A 16,786-nucleotide genomic window follows, 5' to 3' on the forward strand; every position below is an offset into this window, starting at 1 on the left:
AACTCCTTTTGTTGGTCGACCTTACGGTCGACTCCTTGCTTACTTAGCGGCCTTGTCAACTGTCCTGCGGCCACGATCTAAATCGCGAAAGTTTGCCGCCAGCAGGTCGACAAGACCCAAAACGCTCGGTACAACAAACGACACTTCAGCCCAAATCAGGGCTGCTGCGAGAATGCCTCGCAACAAGGATCCAACATTGAGCTTCCTTGCGTACCAGTCGGCAACGGCCACACCCTGAAGAGCGAGGACGATGCGCGAGGCCGCCAGCCCGTTCCTGCCAACGAAGTCGGCTAGGGAGGACTGGTCGCCCAGATGAGGTGCCGCCACGGCAAGCGCGGCGGACACCACAAAGGGAATCGCCACCCAGCGTGGGGCATCGTAAGAGCAGAGGCGCCCCAGGACGGGACGCTTAGCACGCTTACGAAGCGCAGCGCTCGCTCCGACAAGGGAGCAGACCAACAGTCCGATGGCGTTTATGACGTATGCCATCGGCCAGTACTGCCGGATAAGGTCCGACGCGACCGAAAGGTTCGTCTGTGCCGCAATGTTGTTGGATCCGCTGAGATACTGGGAGTAAGCGCCAATCACTTGCTCGATGACATCAGGCAGCGTGTATCCATTCATCCATGCGACGCAGGCGTCGACGGCCGCGAAGCAAAGGCTTATGGCCACTCCCAAAAGAATGACCCTTTGCTCCGAAACCTCCTGGTCCAAGCCCCACCACGAGATGAAACCAACGCAAGCGCAGGTAATCACCACATAGGGGAGCTGGCTCCAGTCGAAGAGAACGGCAGCGAGGAGGGCCGGAACAAGCAGGCTGGCAAAAAGAATTGCCCTCGGCTTGCCCTTGGACCCCAACCCCATCCGGCAAATGCCATACGAAGCCAGGAGCGACCCCGCGTTTGGGCTGGCGTAGGCAATAGCGGCGCCAAACACAGCCCAAAAGGATCCGGGCCTTGCAAGGCGTTGCCCGTCTCCCCGTTTCTGTGCTCCAGAGGCTTTTGCCTCAGGAACCTCACCCCCTGGGATACGTTCGTATCCCTGAGGTGGTACGGGACGTTTGCTGTCGTAGTCTTCACTCAACGATAACTAGATCCTTCTGAAGTAGCCCTACTACCCGCGATTGCGGCCACCACGGCTAGAAACCACGGTGACGGTGTACGGAAGAAGAGCCATCTCGCGAGCGCGCTTGATGGCGATCGCAATGTCGTGCTGATGCTGCGTGCAGGCGCCAGTGACGCGACGGGGCTTGATCTTGCCACGATCGGTCATGTACTTGCGGAGGAGCTGGGTGTCCTTGTAGTCGATAAACTCGACACCCTCCTTGCAGAACTGGCAATACTTGCGACGCGGCTGGCGCTGTTCAACTTTCCTCTGCTTAGCCATGTCTTTAATGCCTTTCTACCGACAGCCCTGACGGGCCGTCATTAAGATCCTAGAACGGGATGTCCTCGTCGTAGACATCCGCCGCAGGCGGATTCTGGACGGGGGGACGAGACTGCTGGGGGGCGCGCGCGGGAGCGGGAGCGCTGTAGGTCTGGTAGCCACCATCGCCCTGCTGGCCGGAGTTCCTCGAGGAGAGGAACTCAACCTCGTCAACAATTACCTCGAGCTTGCTGCGCTTCTGGCCGTCGCGCTCCCAAGAGCTCCAGCGAAGCTTGCCCTCGATGGCAACCTTCTGGCCCTTAGAGAGGAAACGAGAGAGCGGCTCGGCGCGGTTGCCGAACACGACGCAATCTACGAAGTTGGGAACGTCCTCCCACTCGCCAGTCTGCGGGTTGCGGCGACGGTCGTTAACGGCGACGCCAAAGGTAAGAACCGAGGTTCCGCCACCCGTTGCGCGCAGCTCGGGATCACGAGTTAGGTTTCCGGAAATGTTCACCCTGTTGATGCTCACGTTGCTCACTGCCTCTCATCCACGGACTCTACGTCCGATCTTCCAAAACTAGTCCCTGTCGGTACGACGCACGACCATGTGGCGCTTCACGGCATCGTTGATGCGGAGAACGCGGTCGAGCTCGGCGATCTGAGCGGGATCTGCGTGGAAGTTGACGAGGGTATAGTCGCCCTCAGTGAGCTTGTCGATCTCAAAGGCGAGCTTGCGCTTGCCCCAGTCCTCGACGTTGTCGATCGTGCCGCCGTTCTCGGTGACAGCGACGTCAATACGCTTGGAGACGCCGGCGCGAGCCTCCTCGGTGGTCGCGGGATCGACAAAATACAGCAGTTCATAAGCCTTCATGTGGTCACCTCCTCTGGGCTAACGGCTCCGGTTAGTGAAGGTTGCATCCGGAGCAGGAAAGGTCAGTCTGTCATGCTAACACAAACGACATCAGCCTCTTCATACGCAATCGGCTCATTCCCTCTCCCACACACATCCCACATCCAAAGCTAATAGCCCCGCCTGACACAAAACTACCCCCGTACAGCGCGTAACTGCACGGGGGTAGTGATGACGCAGGTCAAACCCTTGTAAGAAATTACGGCTATTCCTTTTCGACTTCTGAGAATCTCAAAGTCGACACATTACTGCTGAGAAGGACCTTCCTCGCCATGCTGGGAAGCGTTGCCGCTCAGGGAAATAGTCTCAACGCTCTCCGAGGCCTCAGGGGCGGGATTAGACTGGACTGCGGGAGCCGGCTGGGCAGTCGGCGCAGGCTGAGCGGCGGGCTGAGCGGACTGCGGGTATGCAGGGTCCTGGGCGACGGGCTGATATCCCTGCTGCGGATTAGCAGGAGCAGAGGTCACAGGCTGATACGGAGTGACGGCGGGTAGAGGAGCGTGCATGTCGCCCCAGGCCGGAACATTGAACTGCCTGACCCAGAGTCCGGCCATCGTGTAGGCGATCATGGTCGAGAACACCTCGCCCATGCAGCAAATGTAAATGACGACAAGAATGACCGGAATGAGTCCGGTGATCGCCGAAATGATGTGGGACATCATCATTCTGTCGCTATAGGAATAGAAGTAAGCGTCATAGGCATTGGCGCCGATGCTGACGATGGTGGGAACAATCGCAACCGTAACGATAATGGCGAAGACGATGCCGATGATGAGCTGCATGAGCGTGAAGATGCCGGCGACCTTGGCAAAGCCCTTGGCGTCAGCCTTAATCATGTTCGCAATGACAACGGGCTGGAAGCCTGCACCCATGCTCTGATAGATGGTCACGCGGATTTGGTTGACCATGAAGGCGACGCCGATGAAGATGCCCAGCACGTTGACGGCAAGCTCAACGATGGGCAGGTGATTGAACAGGACGCTGATGAAGTAGTTCACCGCACCCCAGACACAAACCCAAACGAACGTGGGGACGAAGGCGCGCCAACCACTCTTGATGCACTCGCCAACCTGAACGTTCTTCTGCTTGGGAGCAGAGTCGACGCCCCAGGCAGTGAGGCGAGCCCACTCAAGCACGTAGCCATTTACGCCCAGGATGCCCGCAACGGGGACCCAAAGCGCGATGGCCGCGACGAGAATGGTCTTAATCCAACCCTTATCCTTCGTGAGGAGGGCCCATGCACGGCCGTAGTAGCCTGCGCTCTCAGATGCCATGTGATACTCCTTTCGTCTTCGGCATCCAAAGGATGCCGGCGATCATAGGCATGCGATTAACCTACGTATAGTCTAGGGCATAACCCGTTTTCCAGCGTTCCGGGAGCTTTTCACACGATGACAGGAAACCTGTAGGTAAAGAAAAAGCCAGCCCGTAGGCTGGCTTGTTCTTGCAATGGCGGAGGAGGAGGGATTCGAACCCTCGTACCCGCGAAGCGGGTAAACGGTTTTCGAGACCGCCGCATTCAACCACTCTGCCACCCCTCCGAAGGGTGATTCAAAAGTGGCGCCCTGAGGCGCCACTTGGAAGATTCTGGCGGAGAGTCTGGGATTTGAACCCAGGATACGCTTTAGGCGTATACACGATTTCCAATCGTGCTCCTTCGGCCACTCGGACAACTCTCCTTAAAACCGCAAGGGGTAGTATACATTACTTCCAGTCACATTGCGACGCACATTATTTCTTCAATACCAATTCATCTGCCGACAGGGCATACCGAAGCGACTCTAAGATATTACTATCATATTCTTACTTAAATATAGTTGTCAGCTTGATGCGTGTACGAGGAGCGCGTTGTGATACCCGAGATCATTTCCTCCACTGGACCAGACATGTCCGCGATGAGCATTCCCGTCTGGCTCGACCTATCGGCCGTCGTCATCGGCTCGGTGTCGGGCATACTTGTCGCGCAGGAGCGCAAGCTTGACCCCGTCGGATATGTTGCCCTCGCCGTCATATGCGGTTTGGGCGGCGGCCTGGTTCGTGACGTGATAATGCAGCGTGGTGGGGTCTACATGCTCGACTCAGCCGCAGCCATTCCCCTTACGGTGACGGCAGGTCTGTTCGGCTTCCTGTTCCCGAGCATCCTTAAGAAATTCCCCAACCTACTCGAATGGGTAGACATCATCTCCGTCGGGCTCTTTGTCGCGGCCGGCACAGACAAGGCGATCGTGTACAGCCTCACCCCCTGGGCGGCGGTGCTGATGGGCACCATTACGGGCGTCGGAGGAGGCATGGTGCGCGACATTTGTCTGGGAGACACGCCCCGCATCTTCCAACGGAGCAACTTCTACGCGGTGTGTGCCCTCGCCGGCGCCGTCGCCTACTACGCGGGCGTGCTTCTCATCTGCTTCAACCGAACCTGGGCCGTGGTTCTATGCGTGGCGATAACGGTCGGCCTCAGAAGGTACTCGCTTCGGTTCAACGTACTCTCCCCCACCGACGTCGACCTCGTGCCAAAGGTCAAAGAGAGCGCAAGGGAAATGTACCGCCAGGCCATCGACGAGGGCATGCACCGCTCAAAGAAGATCACCCGAAGGCTCGCGCGCAAAAAGGCCCATGACCACAGGTTCGTTCTGGTCCACGACCACGAAGAGAAGAAGGACAGCAACAAATAGCAGGACCCAGCAAAGCCTCATTCCATCCTGTCAAGTGCCTAGACAAATGAAGCGAGCGGCCGAGAAGGACTTTCCTTCTCGGCCGCTCTATTTGCGTCACTACGTGTCTTTGCGCACGGACGCCGACCTTAGCCATCCAACGTCAGACTCAAGGCAGACTACTTGTTGACCATGCCGTTCTTGACGCGCCACTTGCGACGGTCGGTCTCATTCAGAATGCGCTTGCGCATACGAATGTTCTGCGGTGTGATCTCAACAAGCTCGTCGTCCATGATGTACTCGAGAGCCTCCTCGAGCGTGAAAGACTTGGGCGGGGTCAGCTGCACCGCAATGTCAGCGGTCGAGGAACGCTGGTTGCCCAAAGACTTGGTACGCGCAATGTTAACGACCATGTCACCAGGCTTGGAACGCTCGCCAACCAGCATGCCCTCGTAGCACTCGTCGCCAGGGCCAACAAAGAGCTGGCCGCGCTCCTGCAGGGTGCCGAGCGCGTAGGCAACGGCCTTCTCGGTCGACATCGAGATCATGGCACCGTTCTGGCGACCGGCGATGTCGCCCGCATAGGGGCCGTACTCCTGGAACGTATGATAGAAGACGGCATCACCGTGCGTGACGTTGAGGATGCGCGTCTTGAGGCCCATGATGCCACGGGTGGGGATGCTGAACTCGAGGTGCGTCTGCTGCACGCCGGCCATCATGTTGGTCATGGTGCCACCGACGTTACCGAATACCTCGATGACCTTGCCGGAGTACTCGTTGGGGCACTCGACGACGGCCTGCTCGATTGGCTCAAGTGTGTTGCCGTGCTCGTCCTTCTTGAACAGGACGCGGGGACGGCCGACCTGGAACTCAAAGCCCTCGCGGCGCATCTGCTCCATCAGGACGGAAAGGTGAAGGATGCCGCGGCCGGAGACCTCGGTGCCGGTCTTGTCGGGGAGCTCTTCGATGCGCATGGTGACATTGTTCTCGCGCTCCTGCTCGAGACGCTCCTTAAGCTGGCGGCCGCCAACGATATCGCCCTCGCGGCCGACGAGCGGCGAGGTGGAGGGCTCGAAGATGATCGACAGGGTCGGGGGATCAATCTCAATTGGATCGAGCTCTACAGGGTTCTCGGGGTCGGTGTAGACGTCACCAATATCCGTGGAGTCAACACCGACCACTGCGGCGATGTCGCCGGCCTGCGCCTCGGTGCACTCCTTGCGACCAAGGTAGTCGAAGGTGAAGAGCTGCTTGACCTGGCTCATCGTACGAGAGCCGTCGTTCTTGACGACCAGGATCTTGTCGTTCACGTGGATGGCGCCGGAGTAGATGCGGCCAATGCCGATGCGGCCGACGTACTCGGAGTGGTCGATGGTAACGCACTGCATGGCGAGGGGGCCCTCAACGTCCACATCGGGCGCGGGCAGCGCGTCGACGATCATGTCCATAAGGGGCAGCATGTCCATGTTGCCATCCTCGGGGTCAAGGCGGGCGAAGCCGTTGACCGCGGAGGCGTAGACAACGTGCTCCATGGTGAACTCGAGCTGCTCGTCGTCGGCACCGAGGTCCATCATGAGGTCGAGGCAGTCATTGAGGGCCTTCTCGGGGTTGGCGCCGTCACGGTCGATCTTGTTGATGCAGATCATGATCGACAGGCCGGCCGCGATGGCGTGACTCAGGACGAAACGCGTCTGGGGCATGGGGCCCTCCGCCGCGTCAACCAGCAGAACGGCACCGTCAGCCATCTTGAGGACGCGCTCAACCTCACCGCCAAAGTCAGCGTGGCCAGGCGTATCGATGACGTTGATCTTGATACCGTTGTACTCGATGGAGATGTTCTTGGCCAGAATGGTAATGCCGCGCTCGCGTTCCTGATCGTTGGAGTCAAGAACACGGTCCTCGACCTGCTGATTCTCACGGAAGGCGTTAGTCGCCTTGAGCATCTGGTCAACCAGAGTGGTCTTACCGTGGTCAACGTGCGCGATGATTGCGATGTTGCGAATGTGCTCCTGGAGCATGTGTACCTCTTTGACGTCAGGATGCTGCGCGGCGCGCAGATTAATCGACATAGACTGAAAAACTTTATCTCAGCCAAAGGCGATGTGACGCGTACGTCGCGTTACTCCATGTAAATTGCTTGCCGAAGGCACCTTCCCACCATATGCCCGCTTTGCAAGACAGGGCAGCGAGTGGTATGGACGTGACGTCGGCGGCCACGTCGCGAAGCTACAGAAGGGGCTCCGTCTCCCCCGCCGGCGCCGGCTCGCTCCAGGCGAATTCGTCACCTGAGCCGATGCCCTCGACGAACGAGTATGCGGAATATGAGATATAACCCTTCTCGCCAAACTCGAGGAGAAGTGCATCCCTGTAAGCCCCGGATTCGTCCTCCACGGCACCAAGGTACGAAAGCGCATAACGAAGCGGGTCGGCGAGATGCGCGTCGGGATCGCCGTGGGCAGAGGCGACCTTCCTGACCTTCTCTCGGGCGCCCTCGAGGCAAGCCTCGACGCCGTCGTGCGAGAACTCATACGAGGCGACCTCACCACCGCCATCCTGAATCACCAGGAGGACGTTGAAAGTCGTTCCCTCGGCAAGGAGGTCGAAGGCGTCACCCATAAGCGTGCTCGACAGCTCGTCGGTCTCGGGCGATACGCCGTCCTTGCGCTTGATTTCCTCTTTCATGAATGGCTCCTTCGCACCCGTTTTCTGTGATGATAGCGCGAGAGAAATGCTTGTGCTGGCGGCGGCCAGTCGGCACAAAAATAGGCCGGGGCAAGTGCCTCGGCCTATAGATAATTTGGTGGAGACGATGGGGATCGAACCCACGACCTCAGGCTTGCAAAGCCCGCGCTCTCCCAGCTGAGCTACGTCCCCGATTCTGCGCGCGATTGGGAATCGCCCTCTTGTGATTAATAATCGCCCCAGCGGCGACTCGGCTCACGCTGGGGCGACTATTCACAAATAAATGGTGGGCCCGACAAGGTTCGAACTTGTGACCTCCCGGTTATCAGCCGGACGCTCTAACCAACTGAGCTACGGGCCCAACGCGAGAAGTAATATTACGCATGGTTCCCTCTTAGGTCAACCGAAATATTAAATTCGTTCCAAATTTCTTCGTACAATTATCAATAATGAATGTTTACTTCAGATAGCTATCAAAAAATATCACTGTTAGACTGCTTGTAACTACTAATTAAGCATTGATAACTTACATGGAAGAATTATTCACATATGTACCGATTTAGGAATTTCTCTACTAGTTCTCCCCCAAGCGGGTACCATAACCACCACAAAAGAGAAGAGGTGAACGTCATGATTCGCATGGACATTCAGACTATCGTTGTCGGCGGCGGGCCAGTCTCGTCGCTTGTGGTTCTCCGCACCCACACGCCTTACAAGGGAAACACTTCGGTCCAGCTTCCCATCCGCATCGGAAGTATCGAGGCAACCGCCATTTCGCTCGGAGCCGAGGGGTCTTCTTCCACGAGACCTCTCACACACGACCTCCTTGCGGCGACGATACGCTCTCTCGGGGCCACTCTCGAAGCCATAGACATCGTTGACGTGCATGGAACGACGTTCTACGCAGAGCTGCGCCTGACACGCGCGGACGGAACCTCTACCCGTGTCGACGCACGCCCATCGGACGCCATAGCCATAGCGGTGCGTCAACATGTCCCCATCTTTGCAGAGGAAAAGGTCATCGATGCGGCCTCCATGCCAGACTTCGCCGCGGTAGAGGATGCCGAGAAGCAGCAGGAGATGCGCGAGTTCCACGAGTTCGTAGAGACCCTCTCCCCCGAGGACTTCTCTTAACACGCGCCGTCACAGCGACATATCATAACGCGCGCCAAAGAGGGCGCGCCCTCTTGTTCAGATTCATGCCCAAATGTCCGACGCGACACAAGAAGTCCGGCCACCCGAAGGTGGCCGGACTTTTCGTTTCGCGATGTGACCTCGTTGGTCTCGCTACTCTTCGTCCTCGTCGAGGGCGGACTCATCGAAGTCATCGTCACTACCAATGTCGATGCTGTCTTCCTCATCGAAGTCATTGCTGTTGGTCACAGGAATCGCAAGCGACCCTTGTGCGGGATCGGCCTTGGCGGCCTTCTTCTTGTGGGCGACCATGCGAGCAACGGCACCGACCCTGTCGCTGTCGGCGATGTTCATGATCTTCACGCCCTGGGTGGCGCGCCCGAGGCGCGAGATGTCAGTCGCCTTGACGCGAATGACGACGCCCTCCTCGGTGACAACCATGAGCTCGTGCTGGGGCCCGACGACGCGGCAGGCCACGAGGTTGCCCTTCTTCTCGGTCATGACAATCGTAGCGACGCCCATGCCACCACGCTTGTGCTCGGGATACTCGGCAACCGGAGTACGCTTTCCATAGCCCTTCTCGGTCATGACCAGAAGGTCGCCCTGACCGTTGGTAATCTCCATGCCGAGCATTCTCACGCCATCCTTCAGCGTGATGCCACGGACTCCGGAGGTGTCGCGGCCGGTCGGCCTGACCTCAGACTCGTCGAACAGAATGGCCTTCCCTTCGTCGGAGCACATGATGACCTTCTGGCCCGGCTTAACGCGGTGGACGTTGACGAGCTCGTCTCCCGGCTTGAGGTTGATGGCGATGATGCCATCGCGGCGGCTCTTGTCGTAGTCGCTCATGGCGGTCTTCTTCACCATTCCGTTCCTCGTTGCAAAGAGCAGGTACTCGTCGGCCGGGAACTCGCGGGTAAACACGACGGCCGTCGGGTGCTCGCGCTCGGAAAGGGGAACGACGTTCACGAGCGCGGAGCCACGGGCATGGCGGCTTCCAAGCGGGAGCTCATGCACCTTCACGCGGTAGACCCTGCCCTTGTTGGTGAAGAACATGACATAGTCATGCGTCGACGCAACGAAGAGATCCTCGACGAAGTCGTTGTCCTTGAGTGAGAGCCCCTGAATGCCCTTGCCACCGCGCTTCTGCGCACGATAGGTCGCCAAGGGAACGCGCTTGACGTAGCCGGCGTGTGTAAAGGTGACAACCATATCTTCCTCGGCAATGAGGTCCTCGACGTCGAGGTTCTCGACCGAGTGCTCCGAGATGCTCGTACGGCGCTTGTTAGAGAAGCGATCGGAGATCTGGCGCAGCTCGTCCTTGATGACGCCAAGGAGCTTGTTCGGGTGCTCGAGGAGGTCGCGGTAGTAGTCAATCCTGTCGTGAAGGTCCTTAATCTGCGCAACGAGCTCATCGCGAGCAAGGCCGGTGAGACGACGAAGGCGCATCTGAAGGATTGCCTCACCCTGGATGTCGTCGATGCCAAAACGGTCGTTCATGCGCGCCTTGGCCTCGGCGTCATCGCGGGAGGAGCGAATGATGTGGACGATCTCGTCGATGTTGTCGACAGCGATGAGCAGACCCTCGAGGATATGAACACGCTTGAGAGCCTTGTCGAGGTCAAACTTCGTACGACGAGTAACCACGTCGACCTGATGGTCGATGTAGTAGCGCAGCATCTCCCTCAGCGAAAGGGTGCGGGGGACGCCGTCAACAAGGGCAATGTCGATAACGCCGAAGTTCGACTGCAGCTGCGTGCGCTTATAGAGGTTGTTCAGGACAACCTGCGGGACCGCACCACTCTTGAGGTCGATGACGATTCGCATGCCCTTGCTGTTGGACTCATCACGAAGGTCGGAGATGCCCTCAATATGCTTCTCGTTGACCTGCTGGGCAATACGCTCCTGCAGGGTCCCCTTGTTCACGGCATAGGGAATCTCGGTGACGACAAGGCGCTGACGACCGCCCTTGCCGATGTTCTCGACATGGACTTTCGAGCGAATGGTGATCGTGCCACGGCCCGTCTCGTAGGCCTCCTTAATTCCCGAAGTGCCCATGATGACACCACCGGTCGGGAAATCGGGACCGGGAAGCACAGTCATGAGCTCGTCGATGGTGACGTCAGGGTTGTCGATCATCATGCAAACGGCGTCGGTGACCTCCTTCAGGTTGTGAGGAGGAACGTTGGTCGCCATGCCGACCGCGATGCCGGCCGAGCCGTTGACGAGCAGATTCGGGAAGCGAGACGGCAGCACCGCAGGCTCCTGAAGAGACTCATCGTAGTTGGGCTGAAGGTCGACGGTCTCCTTGTCGAGGTCCTGGAGCATCGCCATGGCGGCATGTGTGAGACGCGACTCCGTGTAACGCATTGCCGCGGGGGGATCGCCGTCGATGGAGCCGAAGTTGCCGTGACCGTCAACCAGAGGAAGGCGCATGGAGAAATCCTGCGCCATACGAACCATAGAGTCGTAGATGGCCGCATCACCGTGCGGGTGATACTTGCCCATGACTTCGCCGACCGTCCACGCACTCTTCTTGTGCGGGCGGGTCGGGACGATGTGGGCCTCGTTCATAGCGTACAGGATGCGTCTGTGGACAGGCTTGAGGCCGTCTCGCACGTCGGGGAGTGCGCGGGCAACGATGACCGACATGGAGTATTCCAAGAAGGAGGCCTTCATCTCGGAGGAAAGGTCAGTGGGCTTGAGTGCGCCGCCATGGATATCGGTCAAGTCAAGGCGCGTGCCGGCCTCGTCGGAGATGGTGTGATCAAGCCCCGCACCCGCGAGCTTCGCGTTGTCGTCGGCCTCGAAGCCGTAGTCCTCGTCCTCATCCTCTTCATCAGAGTCGAAGTCATCGTCCTCGTCGTCGGACTCGTACTCGTCGAGGTCCTCTTCATCGACGTCGTCCGCGTCGTTGAGATCCAGATCGTCGTTCTGGTTCAGGTCGTCGGTCTCGTTTCCGAGATCGTCGTCGTTTCTGTTGTTATCGTCTGCCACTATCTAGCCTTTCGTTAGATGTCGAGGAAGCGAACGTCCTTTGCGTGCGTTTGGATGAAGTCCTTGCGCTTCTCCACCTGCGTACCCATGAGGTCGGCAACCGCGCGCTCCGCAGCCAGCGCATCGTCGATGGTGACCCTCAACATGATGCGGTTCTTGGGGTCCATCGTTGTGGTCTGCAGCTGATCGGGGTCCATCTCGCCCAAACCCTTGTAGCGCTGGACGGTGTACTTGCTGGAGTCCTCGTACTTCTTCGCCTCGAGCGCGAGCTCCTCGTCCGTGTAGAGGTATTTCCCGCGCTTCTTTCCCTTAGGCTTGAGCTGGTAGAGAGGGGGCTGGGCGACGTAGATGTAGCCCGCCTCGATCATGGGGCGCATGAAACGGTAGAAGAACGTGAGCAGGAGGATGCGGATGTGGGCACCGTCGACATCAGCATCGGTCATGATGACGATCTTGTGGTAGCGGGCCTTTTCGATGTTGAACTCGGGGCCGACGCCGGTGCCAATGGCCGTGATGAGAGAGGTGATGGTCTCGGAGGAGAGGGCGCGGTGCTCTTGGACGCGCTCGACGTTCAGAATCTTTCCGCGAAGCGGCAGCACTGCCTGGATGGAGCGGTCACGCGCCATCTTTGCAGAGCCGCCTGCGGAATCGCCCTCGACGATGAAGAGCTCGGTGAGCTCGGCATCCTTAACCGAGCAGTCCGCAAGCTTGCCGGGAAGAGAAGCACTCTCGAGGAGTCCCTTGCGACGAGTTGCCTGGCGGGCCTTCTGGGCGGCAAGGCGACCCTTTGCCGCCTGGGAGCCCTTCTTGAAGATTTCCTTGGCCTGGTTGGGATGCTCCTCAAGATACTCGGAGAGCCCCTTGGTCACGATCTTGTTGGTGAGGGTGCGCATGTACGAGCTGCCAAGCTTTGCCTTGGTCTGACCCTCAAACTGGGGGTCGGGGAGCTTAACGGAAATAACCGCCGTGAGGCCCTCGCGGATGTCGTCACCCGTCAGGTTGGCCTCCTTCTCCTTCAGCAGCTTGTGAGACCTCGCATACTCGTTGACCACCTTGGTCAGAGCAGTGCGGAAGCCCTCGAGGTGCATGCCGCCTTCCTCGGTGTAGATGTCATTGGCGAACGACATCACGCGCTCCGAGAAGCCCGCATTCCACTGGATCGAGACCTCTACCTCACCACGGCGCTCGAGGGGCGTATCTTCGTCGGTCTTTCCCTCAATGTAGATAGGACGATTGAGGCCCGGGAGGATGGCCTTTCCCTCGTTGAGGTACTTGACGAAGTCGTTGATACCGCCGGAATAGCAAAACTCGACGACGCGGGGTTCCATCTCGCGCTCGTCGGTAAGCGTGATCTTGAGGTTTCTGTTCAGGAACGCCGTCTCCTGCAGGTGATCGTGGAGGGTGTCAAAGTCGTAGACCGTCGTCTCGAAGATGGTCTCGTCAGGCCAGAAGGTGACAGTGGTGCCGGTCTCCTCCGAAGTGCCAATCTCCTTCATCTTCTGGGTGGTGTTGCCGCGAGCAAACTCCATCTCGAAGATCTTTCCGTCGCGTTTTACCTGCGCGACGAGCTTCTTGGAGAGCGCATTGACGACGGAGATGCCCACTCCGTGAAGGCCGCCGGACACCTTGTACGCGTTGTTGTCGAACTTGCCTCCCGCATGGAGAATCGTCAGAACGACCTCGAGGGTCGGCTTTTTCTCGGTCGGGTGAAGGTCGACGGGGATGCCGCGGCCATCGTCGACGACCGTAATGGAGTTGTCGGGGTGCACCGTGACGGCGATGTTGTGGCAGTAGCCAGCCATTGCCTCATCAACCGAGTTGTCGACGATCTCCCAAACGAGATGGTGAAGACCTGCGGAGCTGGTCGTGCCGATATACATGCCAGGACGCATGCGAACGGCCTCGAGACCCTTGAGGACCTTGATCTCGCTTCCGCCATAGTTGTTTTCTTGGTTTGCCACGCGATTTTCCTCTCTATCTCATAGCAAAGAGACGGAGCAATTTTACTTCATACTCTGTAGAAAACCGCGGGCCTTTGCAAAAAAAGGGTCTAAATAACGTGGCTGATTCTCGTCAGAGGGCCTCAGGACGCTAAATTTCGCCCTTCTCGCCATTTTGCGACTTTTTGGACTTTTCTCTTCTAAGAGAGAATTCCATCGCTCTCGCCACCTTCGAGCGAAGCGGCTCCTCCAGAACGGAGCACTCCTCCTCGATCGTTTCCTTTTCCTCGTCGCTCAGCTCAGGAAGAGGTGCCACCTTCCTTGCAGACGGCGAGGTCTCGCGCCCCAATGAGGATTTCGCCTCTGCGGGCTTGCGCTTGTTGAGGATGAACTCGATGCCAGAGAGCTCGAGGCCAGCAGCATACATGCGCGAGAGATAGATCTCTCGATTGACGGTGAAGTCAGTCATGCGCGAGTGAGAGTCTACGTAGACGCCCAAAATGGGCGCCGCCCCGCGGACGCGGGGCTTCTTCAGGAAGACACCCGTCGTGTGCTCGCGCTCCACATCGCCGTTGGCGCCATACCAGGTGGCGGCAGCCTTTTGGTTGGCACTCATATGGGTGCGTAGGTCCTTGCCAAGCATGCTGGAGAGCGCGTCGGAGAGCGACGAGGAGTTGTCATCGCGGCCGTCAAAAAGCTCCCCCAGGTTGTCATAGCTATTCATCCATGATCACCGTCTTAGCTGCGTCAAGAAGCTCCTGCGGGAAGTACCCAAGGTTGGTCGTGGTGACGACCGTCTGGATGCTGCCCTGGACGAACCTGGTCATGGCGCCGCGCCTGCCCTCGTCGAGCTCGCTCATAACGTCATCCAGCAGGAGCAGGGGCGTTTCCCCGGAGAGCTCGCGCGAGAGCTCCACCTCGGCCATCTTCCACGCAAGAACAATGGAGCGCTGCTGTCCCTGCGAGCCAAAGGCGCGAGCGTCGCGCCCATTAATGGTAAACGCGAGGTCATCGCGCTGCGGACCCACAAGCGTCTGCTGCCTTCGCAGCTCGGCCGAGCGCATCTCGCAGAGCTTTGCAGCGAATGCTTCGCAGACCTCGTCGCGGCCGCGTCCCGCAAGGTCTATCCCAAGCGACGACTCATAGGTGCAATCGACCTGCTCGCCCTCGGATATCTCTTGGTATATGGCACGCAGATGAGTGCGAAGCCTCTCGAACAGGCGATAGCGCGCCACAAGGAGGGCGGCACCTCCCAAGGCGACCGAGGCATCCCAAGCGTCCAGCAGCGCGAGGTCGGGACAGTCCTCTTTCAACAGGCGATTCCTCTGCTCGACGGACCTCTGATACGCCGAGAAGACCTTCCCGTAGCCGCGATTCGCCTGACGACCAAAGCCATCGAGCTCATCGCGGCGATACGACGCACCTCTTTTGACGAAGGAGAGGTCGTCAGGATTGAAGAGCACCGACATCAGAGATTCGGGAAGATCCTGAGAAGTGCATTTCTTCCCATTTCTCATAAAGTGGCGGCGTTTCGAGTCGACCTCGCATGCAACGTCAATGACACGTCCGTCCCCCTCGAGGCGCGCCGAGATTTTCGCTGACGCGGCATCCTCGCGGATAAGTTGCGACGGCTTCGGCTTGCGGAAGGAAAACCCCGCAGTAAGAATCTGCAGGGCTTCGACCGTATTTGTCTTCCCAACGGCATTGTGCCCACAGAGGATGGTCATTCCGTCCGAGAAGTCTATGCTCTTCTCCTCGAAGTTTCGCCAATTGCGAAGGACGAGGCTCCGAACCAGCAGCCCCACGCTACATCCTGACGGGCATGAGAAGGTAGAGGTAGTTGATCTTGGAGTAGGACTTGAAGATGCCCGGCTGCATCGTACTCTGCAACTCGAGGGTAATCTCCTTCTCGTCGGACGCCGCGTTGACGCAGTCAAAGACGTAGTGGTAGTTCAGTGCGATCGACATGCCGTCACCCTCGACCTCGACGGGCAGAAGTTCCGTCGACTCGCCCTGGTCAGGCGAGCTCGCGGAGAGCTTCATCACCTTTCCGTCGGGATCGATGTCGAACCTGACGGAGGGGTTGGTCAGAGCGATGACCGAAACGCGCTTGAGAGCGGCGTTGAACTGCGGGATGTTAATCTTCACCGAGGTGTTGCAGCTAGGTGGAAGGAGCTGTCTGTAGTTGGGGAACTGCCCGTCAATCTTGCGCGAGATGTAGGTGGTATTGCCGAACACGAACACGACTTGGCTTGCCGTAGTGCCAATGAGCACCTTCTCGGTCATCGATGGGAGCGTGAGCACGTCGTGGAAGGTGTTGCCCGGAACGATGGTCTGGAAGGCACTCTCCAGCGTCGAAGTCTCGACGTTGGAATCGCACACCGCAAGACGGTACGAGTCAGTCGCGACGAGGCGAATTGTGTTCTCCTCGACGTTCAGCAGAATGCCAGAGAGGATGGGGCGCGAGGTGTCCTTAGAGGTGACCTTATAGACCTTGTCGACCATTTCGCTCAAAAGCTCCGAGGGAAGCTCGATGGTCTGATCGAGGGCGAACTGGGGGAACTCGGGGAAGTCCACGGGATCGAGAGTGTTGAGCCTAAAGGAGGACTTGTCACAGCTGATGGAAACGACTCTCTCTCCTCCCTCGAACTCGACCGCGGCGTCAGGTAGCGTCTTGACGATGTTGGCAAGAATCTTGCCAGAGACGACGGTGGTGCCGGGCTCCTCAACGTTTGCCGCGATCTTGTGGCGAATGGAGATGGTTAGGTTCGTGGTCTGAAACTCAAGCGTCCCCTCTTCCGCCTTGATATAGATGCCCGAGAGGACGGGAAGCGTGGAGTTGGATGCCATTCCCTTTGAGACTACAGAGAGGGCTTGGGCAAGAGACGACTGACTGACGGTGAACTTCATGGTGCTCCTTGGCCTCCTATTATTAGTACTTATATTTAAATTAAAGAGTAGTAGTAATAATAGCCGGTGTTGAAATGTTCAAAGCTTTCTAAAACTGCTGGTAGATTGAGGTATCTGAGAAACGATTTCGTCTTAAAACTCCGAGCCACTTTTCTACCAAATTCTTGTCGAAAACTATTGTCTACATTCCTCGG

Annotated in this window: 14 protein-coding genes and 4 tRNA genes; 2 read left to right on the forward strand and 16 right to left on the reverse strand. The window is 58.2% G+C overall.

Features of this window, described 5'->3' with window-relative positions:
* Nucleotides 1-39: 39 nt before the first annotated feature.
* The 7 genes from B5D13_RS05350 to B5D13_RS05380 all read right to left on the reverse strand — a co-directional run bounded on the left by B5D13_RS05350 (nt 40) and on the right by B5D13_RS05380 (nt 3,957).
* A complete protein-coding gene (locus B5D13_RS05350; protein ID WP_143327751.1) occupies nt 40-1,083 on the reverse strand; it encodes a DUF2232 domain-containing protein in 1,044 nt (347 codons plus the stop codon).
* A gap of 30 nt (nt 1,084-1,113) precedes the next feature.
* The gene (gene rpsR, locus B5D13_RS05355; protein ID WP_078687303.1) at nt 1,114-1,386 is read right to left on the reverse strand and encodes a 30S ribosomal protein S18; all 273 of its coding nucleotides are present in this window, start codon (nt 1,384-1,386) and stop codon (nt 1,114-1,116) included.
* A 49-nt stretch (nt 1,387-1,435) separates the two neighbouring features.
* Nucleotides 1,436-1,897, reverse strand: a complete 462-nt coding sequence (locus B5D13_RS05360; RefSeq protein WP_078687404.1) for a single-stranded DNA-binding protein — start codon at nt 1,895-1,897, stop codon at nt 1,436-1,438.
* 48 nt (nt 1,898-1,945) lie between these two features.
* Nucleotides 1,946-2,239 (reverse strand): 30S ribosomal protein S6, encoded by a 294-nt coding sequence (gene rpsF, locus B5D13_RS05365; protein WP_078687304.1) that lies wholly within the window; start codon nt 2,237-2,239, stop codon nt 1,946-1,948.
* A gap of 284 nt (nt 2,240-2,523) precedes the next feature.
* Complete coding sequence (locus B5D13_RS05370) at nt 2,524-3,552, reverse strand: DUF4013 domain-containing protein (protein ID WP_078687305.1); 1,029 nt, start codon at nt 3,550-3,552, stop codon at nt 2,524-2,526.
* Nucleotides 3,553-3,728: 176 nt separating this feature from the next.
* A tRNA-Ser gene (locus B5D13_RS05375) sits at nt 3,729-3,819 on the reverse strand.
* A gap of 47 nt (nt 3,820-3,866) precedes the next feature.
* A tRNA-Ser gene (locus tag B5D13_RS05380) sits at nt 3,867-3,957 on the reverse strand.
* Nucleotides 3,958-4,128: 171 nt separating this feature from the next.
* On the opposite strand from B5D13_RS05380, the gene B5D13_RS05385 reads away from it, so the two are divergent.
* Nucleotides 4,129-4,950, forward strand: coding sequence for a trimeric intracellular cation channel family protein (locus B5D13_RS05385; protein ID WP_234970713.1), 822 nt, complete (start codon nt 4,129-4,131; stop codon nt 4,948-4,950).
* Between the two features lie 158 nt (nt 4,951-5,108).
* On the opposite strand, the gene typA is transcribed toward B5D13_RS05385, so the two are convergent.
* The 4 genes from typA to B5D13_RS05405 all read right to left on the reverse strand — a co-directional run bounded on the left by typA (nt 5,109) and on the right by B5D13_RS05405 (nt 7,972).
* A complete protein-coding gene (typA, locus tag B5D13_RS05390) occupies nt 5,109-6,947 on the reverse strand; it encodes a translational GTPase TypA (RefSeq protein ID WP_078687306.1) in 1,839 nt (612 codons plus the stop codon).
* A 208-nt stretch (nt 6,948-7,155) separates the two neighbouring features.
* Nucleotides 7,156-7,611, reverse strand: a complete 456-nt coding sequence (locus B5D13_RS05395) for a hypothetical protein (protein ID WP_078687307.1) — start codon at nt 7,609-7,611, stop codon at nt 7,156-7,158.
* Nucleotides 7,612-7,727: 116 nt separating this feature from the next.
* Nucleotides 7,728-7,803 (reverse strand) — tRNA-Ala (locus B5D13_RS05400).
* 92 nt (nt 7,804-7,895) lie between these two features.
* Nucleotides 7,896-7,972: transfer RNA gene (locus B5D13_RS05405), tRNA-Ile, on the reverse strand.
* Between the two features lie 269 nt (nt 7,973-8,241).
* Between B5D13_RS05405 and B5D13_RS05410 the strand changes: the two genes are divergently transcribed.
* Nucleotides 8,242-8,745, forward strand: a complete 504-nt coding sequence (locus B5D13_RS05410; RefSeq protein WP_078687406.1) for a bifunctional nuclease family protein — start codon at nt 8,242-8,244, stop codon at nt 8,743-8,745.
* A gap of 153 nt (nt 8,746-8,898) precedes the next feature.
* Here B5D13_RS05410 and gyrA read toward each other — a convergent pair whose 3' ends face one another.
* From gyrA to dnaN, 5 genes are all read right to left on the reverse strand, one after another.
* Nucleotides 8,899-11,742 carry a DNA gyrase subunit A gene (gene gyrA, locus B5D13_RS05415; protein ID WP_078687308.1) on the reverse strand — a complete coding sequence of 948 codons (2,844 nt, stop codon included), beginning with the start codon at nt 11,740-11,742 and terminating at the stop codon, nt 8,899-8,901.
* Nucleotides 11,743-11,756: 14 nt separating this feature from the next.
* Nucleotides 11,757-13,703, reverse strand: a complete 1,947-nt coding sequence (gene gyrB, locus B5D13_RS05420) for a DNA topoisomerase (ATP-hydrolyzing) subunit B (protein ID WP_078687309.1) — start codon at nt 13,701-13,703, stop codon at nt 11,757-11,759.
* 130 nt (nt 13,704-13,833) lie between these two features.
* Nucleotides 13,834-14,406, reverse strand: coding sequence for a hypothetical protein (locus B5D13_RS05425; RefSeq protein ID WP_078687310.1), 573 nt, complete (start codon nt 14,404-14,406; stop codon nt 13,834-13,836).
* A complete protein-coding gene (locus B5D13_RS05430; protein WP_078687311.1) occupies nt 14,399-15,487 on the reverse strand; it encodes a DNA replication/repair protein RecF in 1,089 nt (362 codons plus the stop codon). The genes B5D13_RS05425 and B5D13_RS05430 overlap by 8 nt, the downstream gene beginning before the upstream one ends.
* Nucleotide 15,488: 1 nt before the next feature.
* Nucleotides 15,489-16,592: a DNA polymerase III subunit beta gene (gene dnaN / locus B5D13_RS05435; RefSeq protein WP_078687312.1), complete on the reverse strand. Its 1,104-nt coding sequence runs from the start codon at nt 16,590-16,592 to the stop codon at nt 15,489-15,491.
* Nucleotides 16,593-16,786: the final 194 nt, after the last annotated feature.

The sequence above is a fragment of the Olsenella sp. KH1P3 genome (assembly GCF_900167315.1).
Classification (GTDB): Bacteria; Actinomycetota; Coriobacteriia; order Coriobacteriales; family Atopobiaceae; genus Olsenella_J; species Olsenella_J umbonata_A.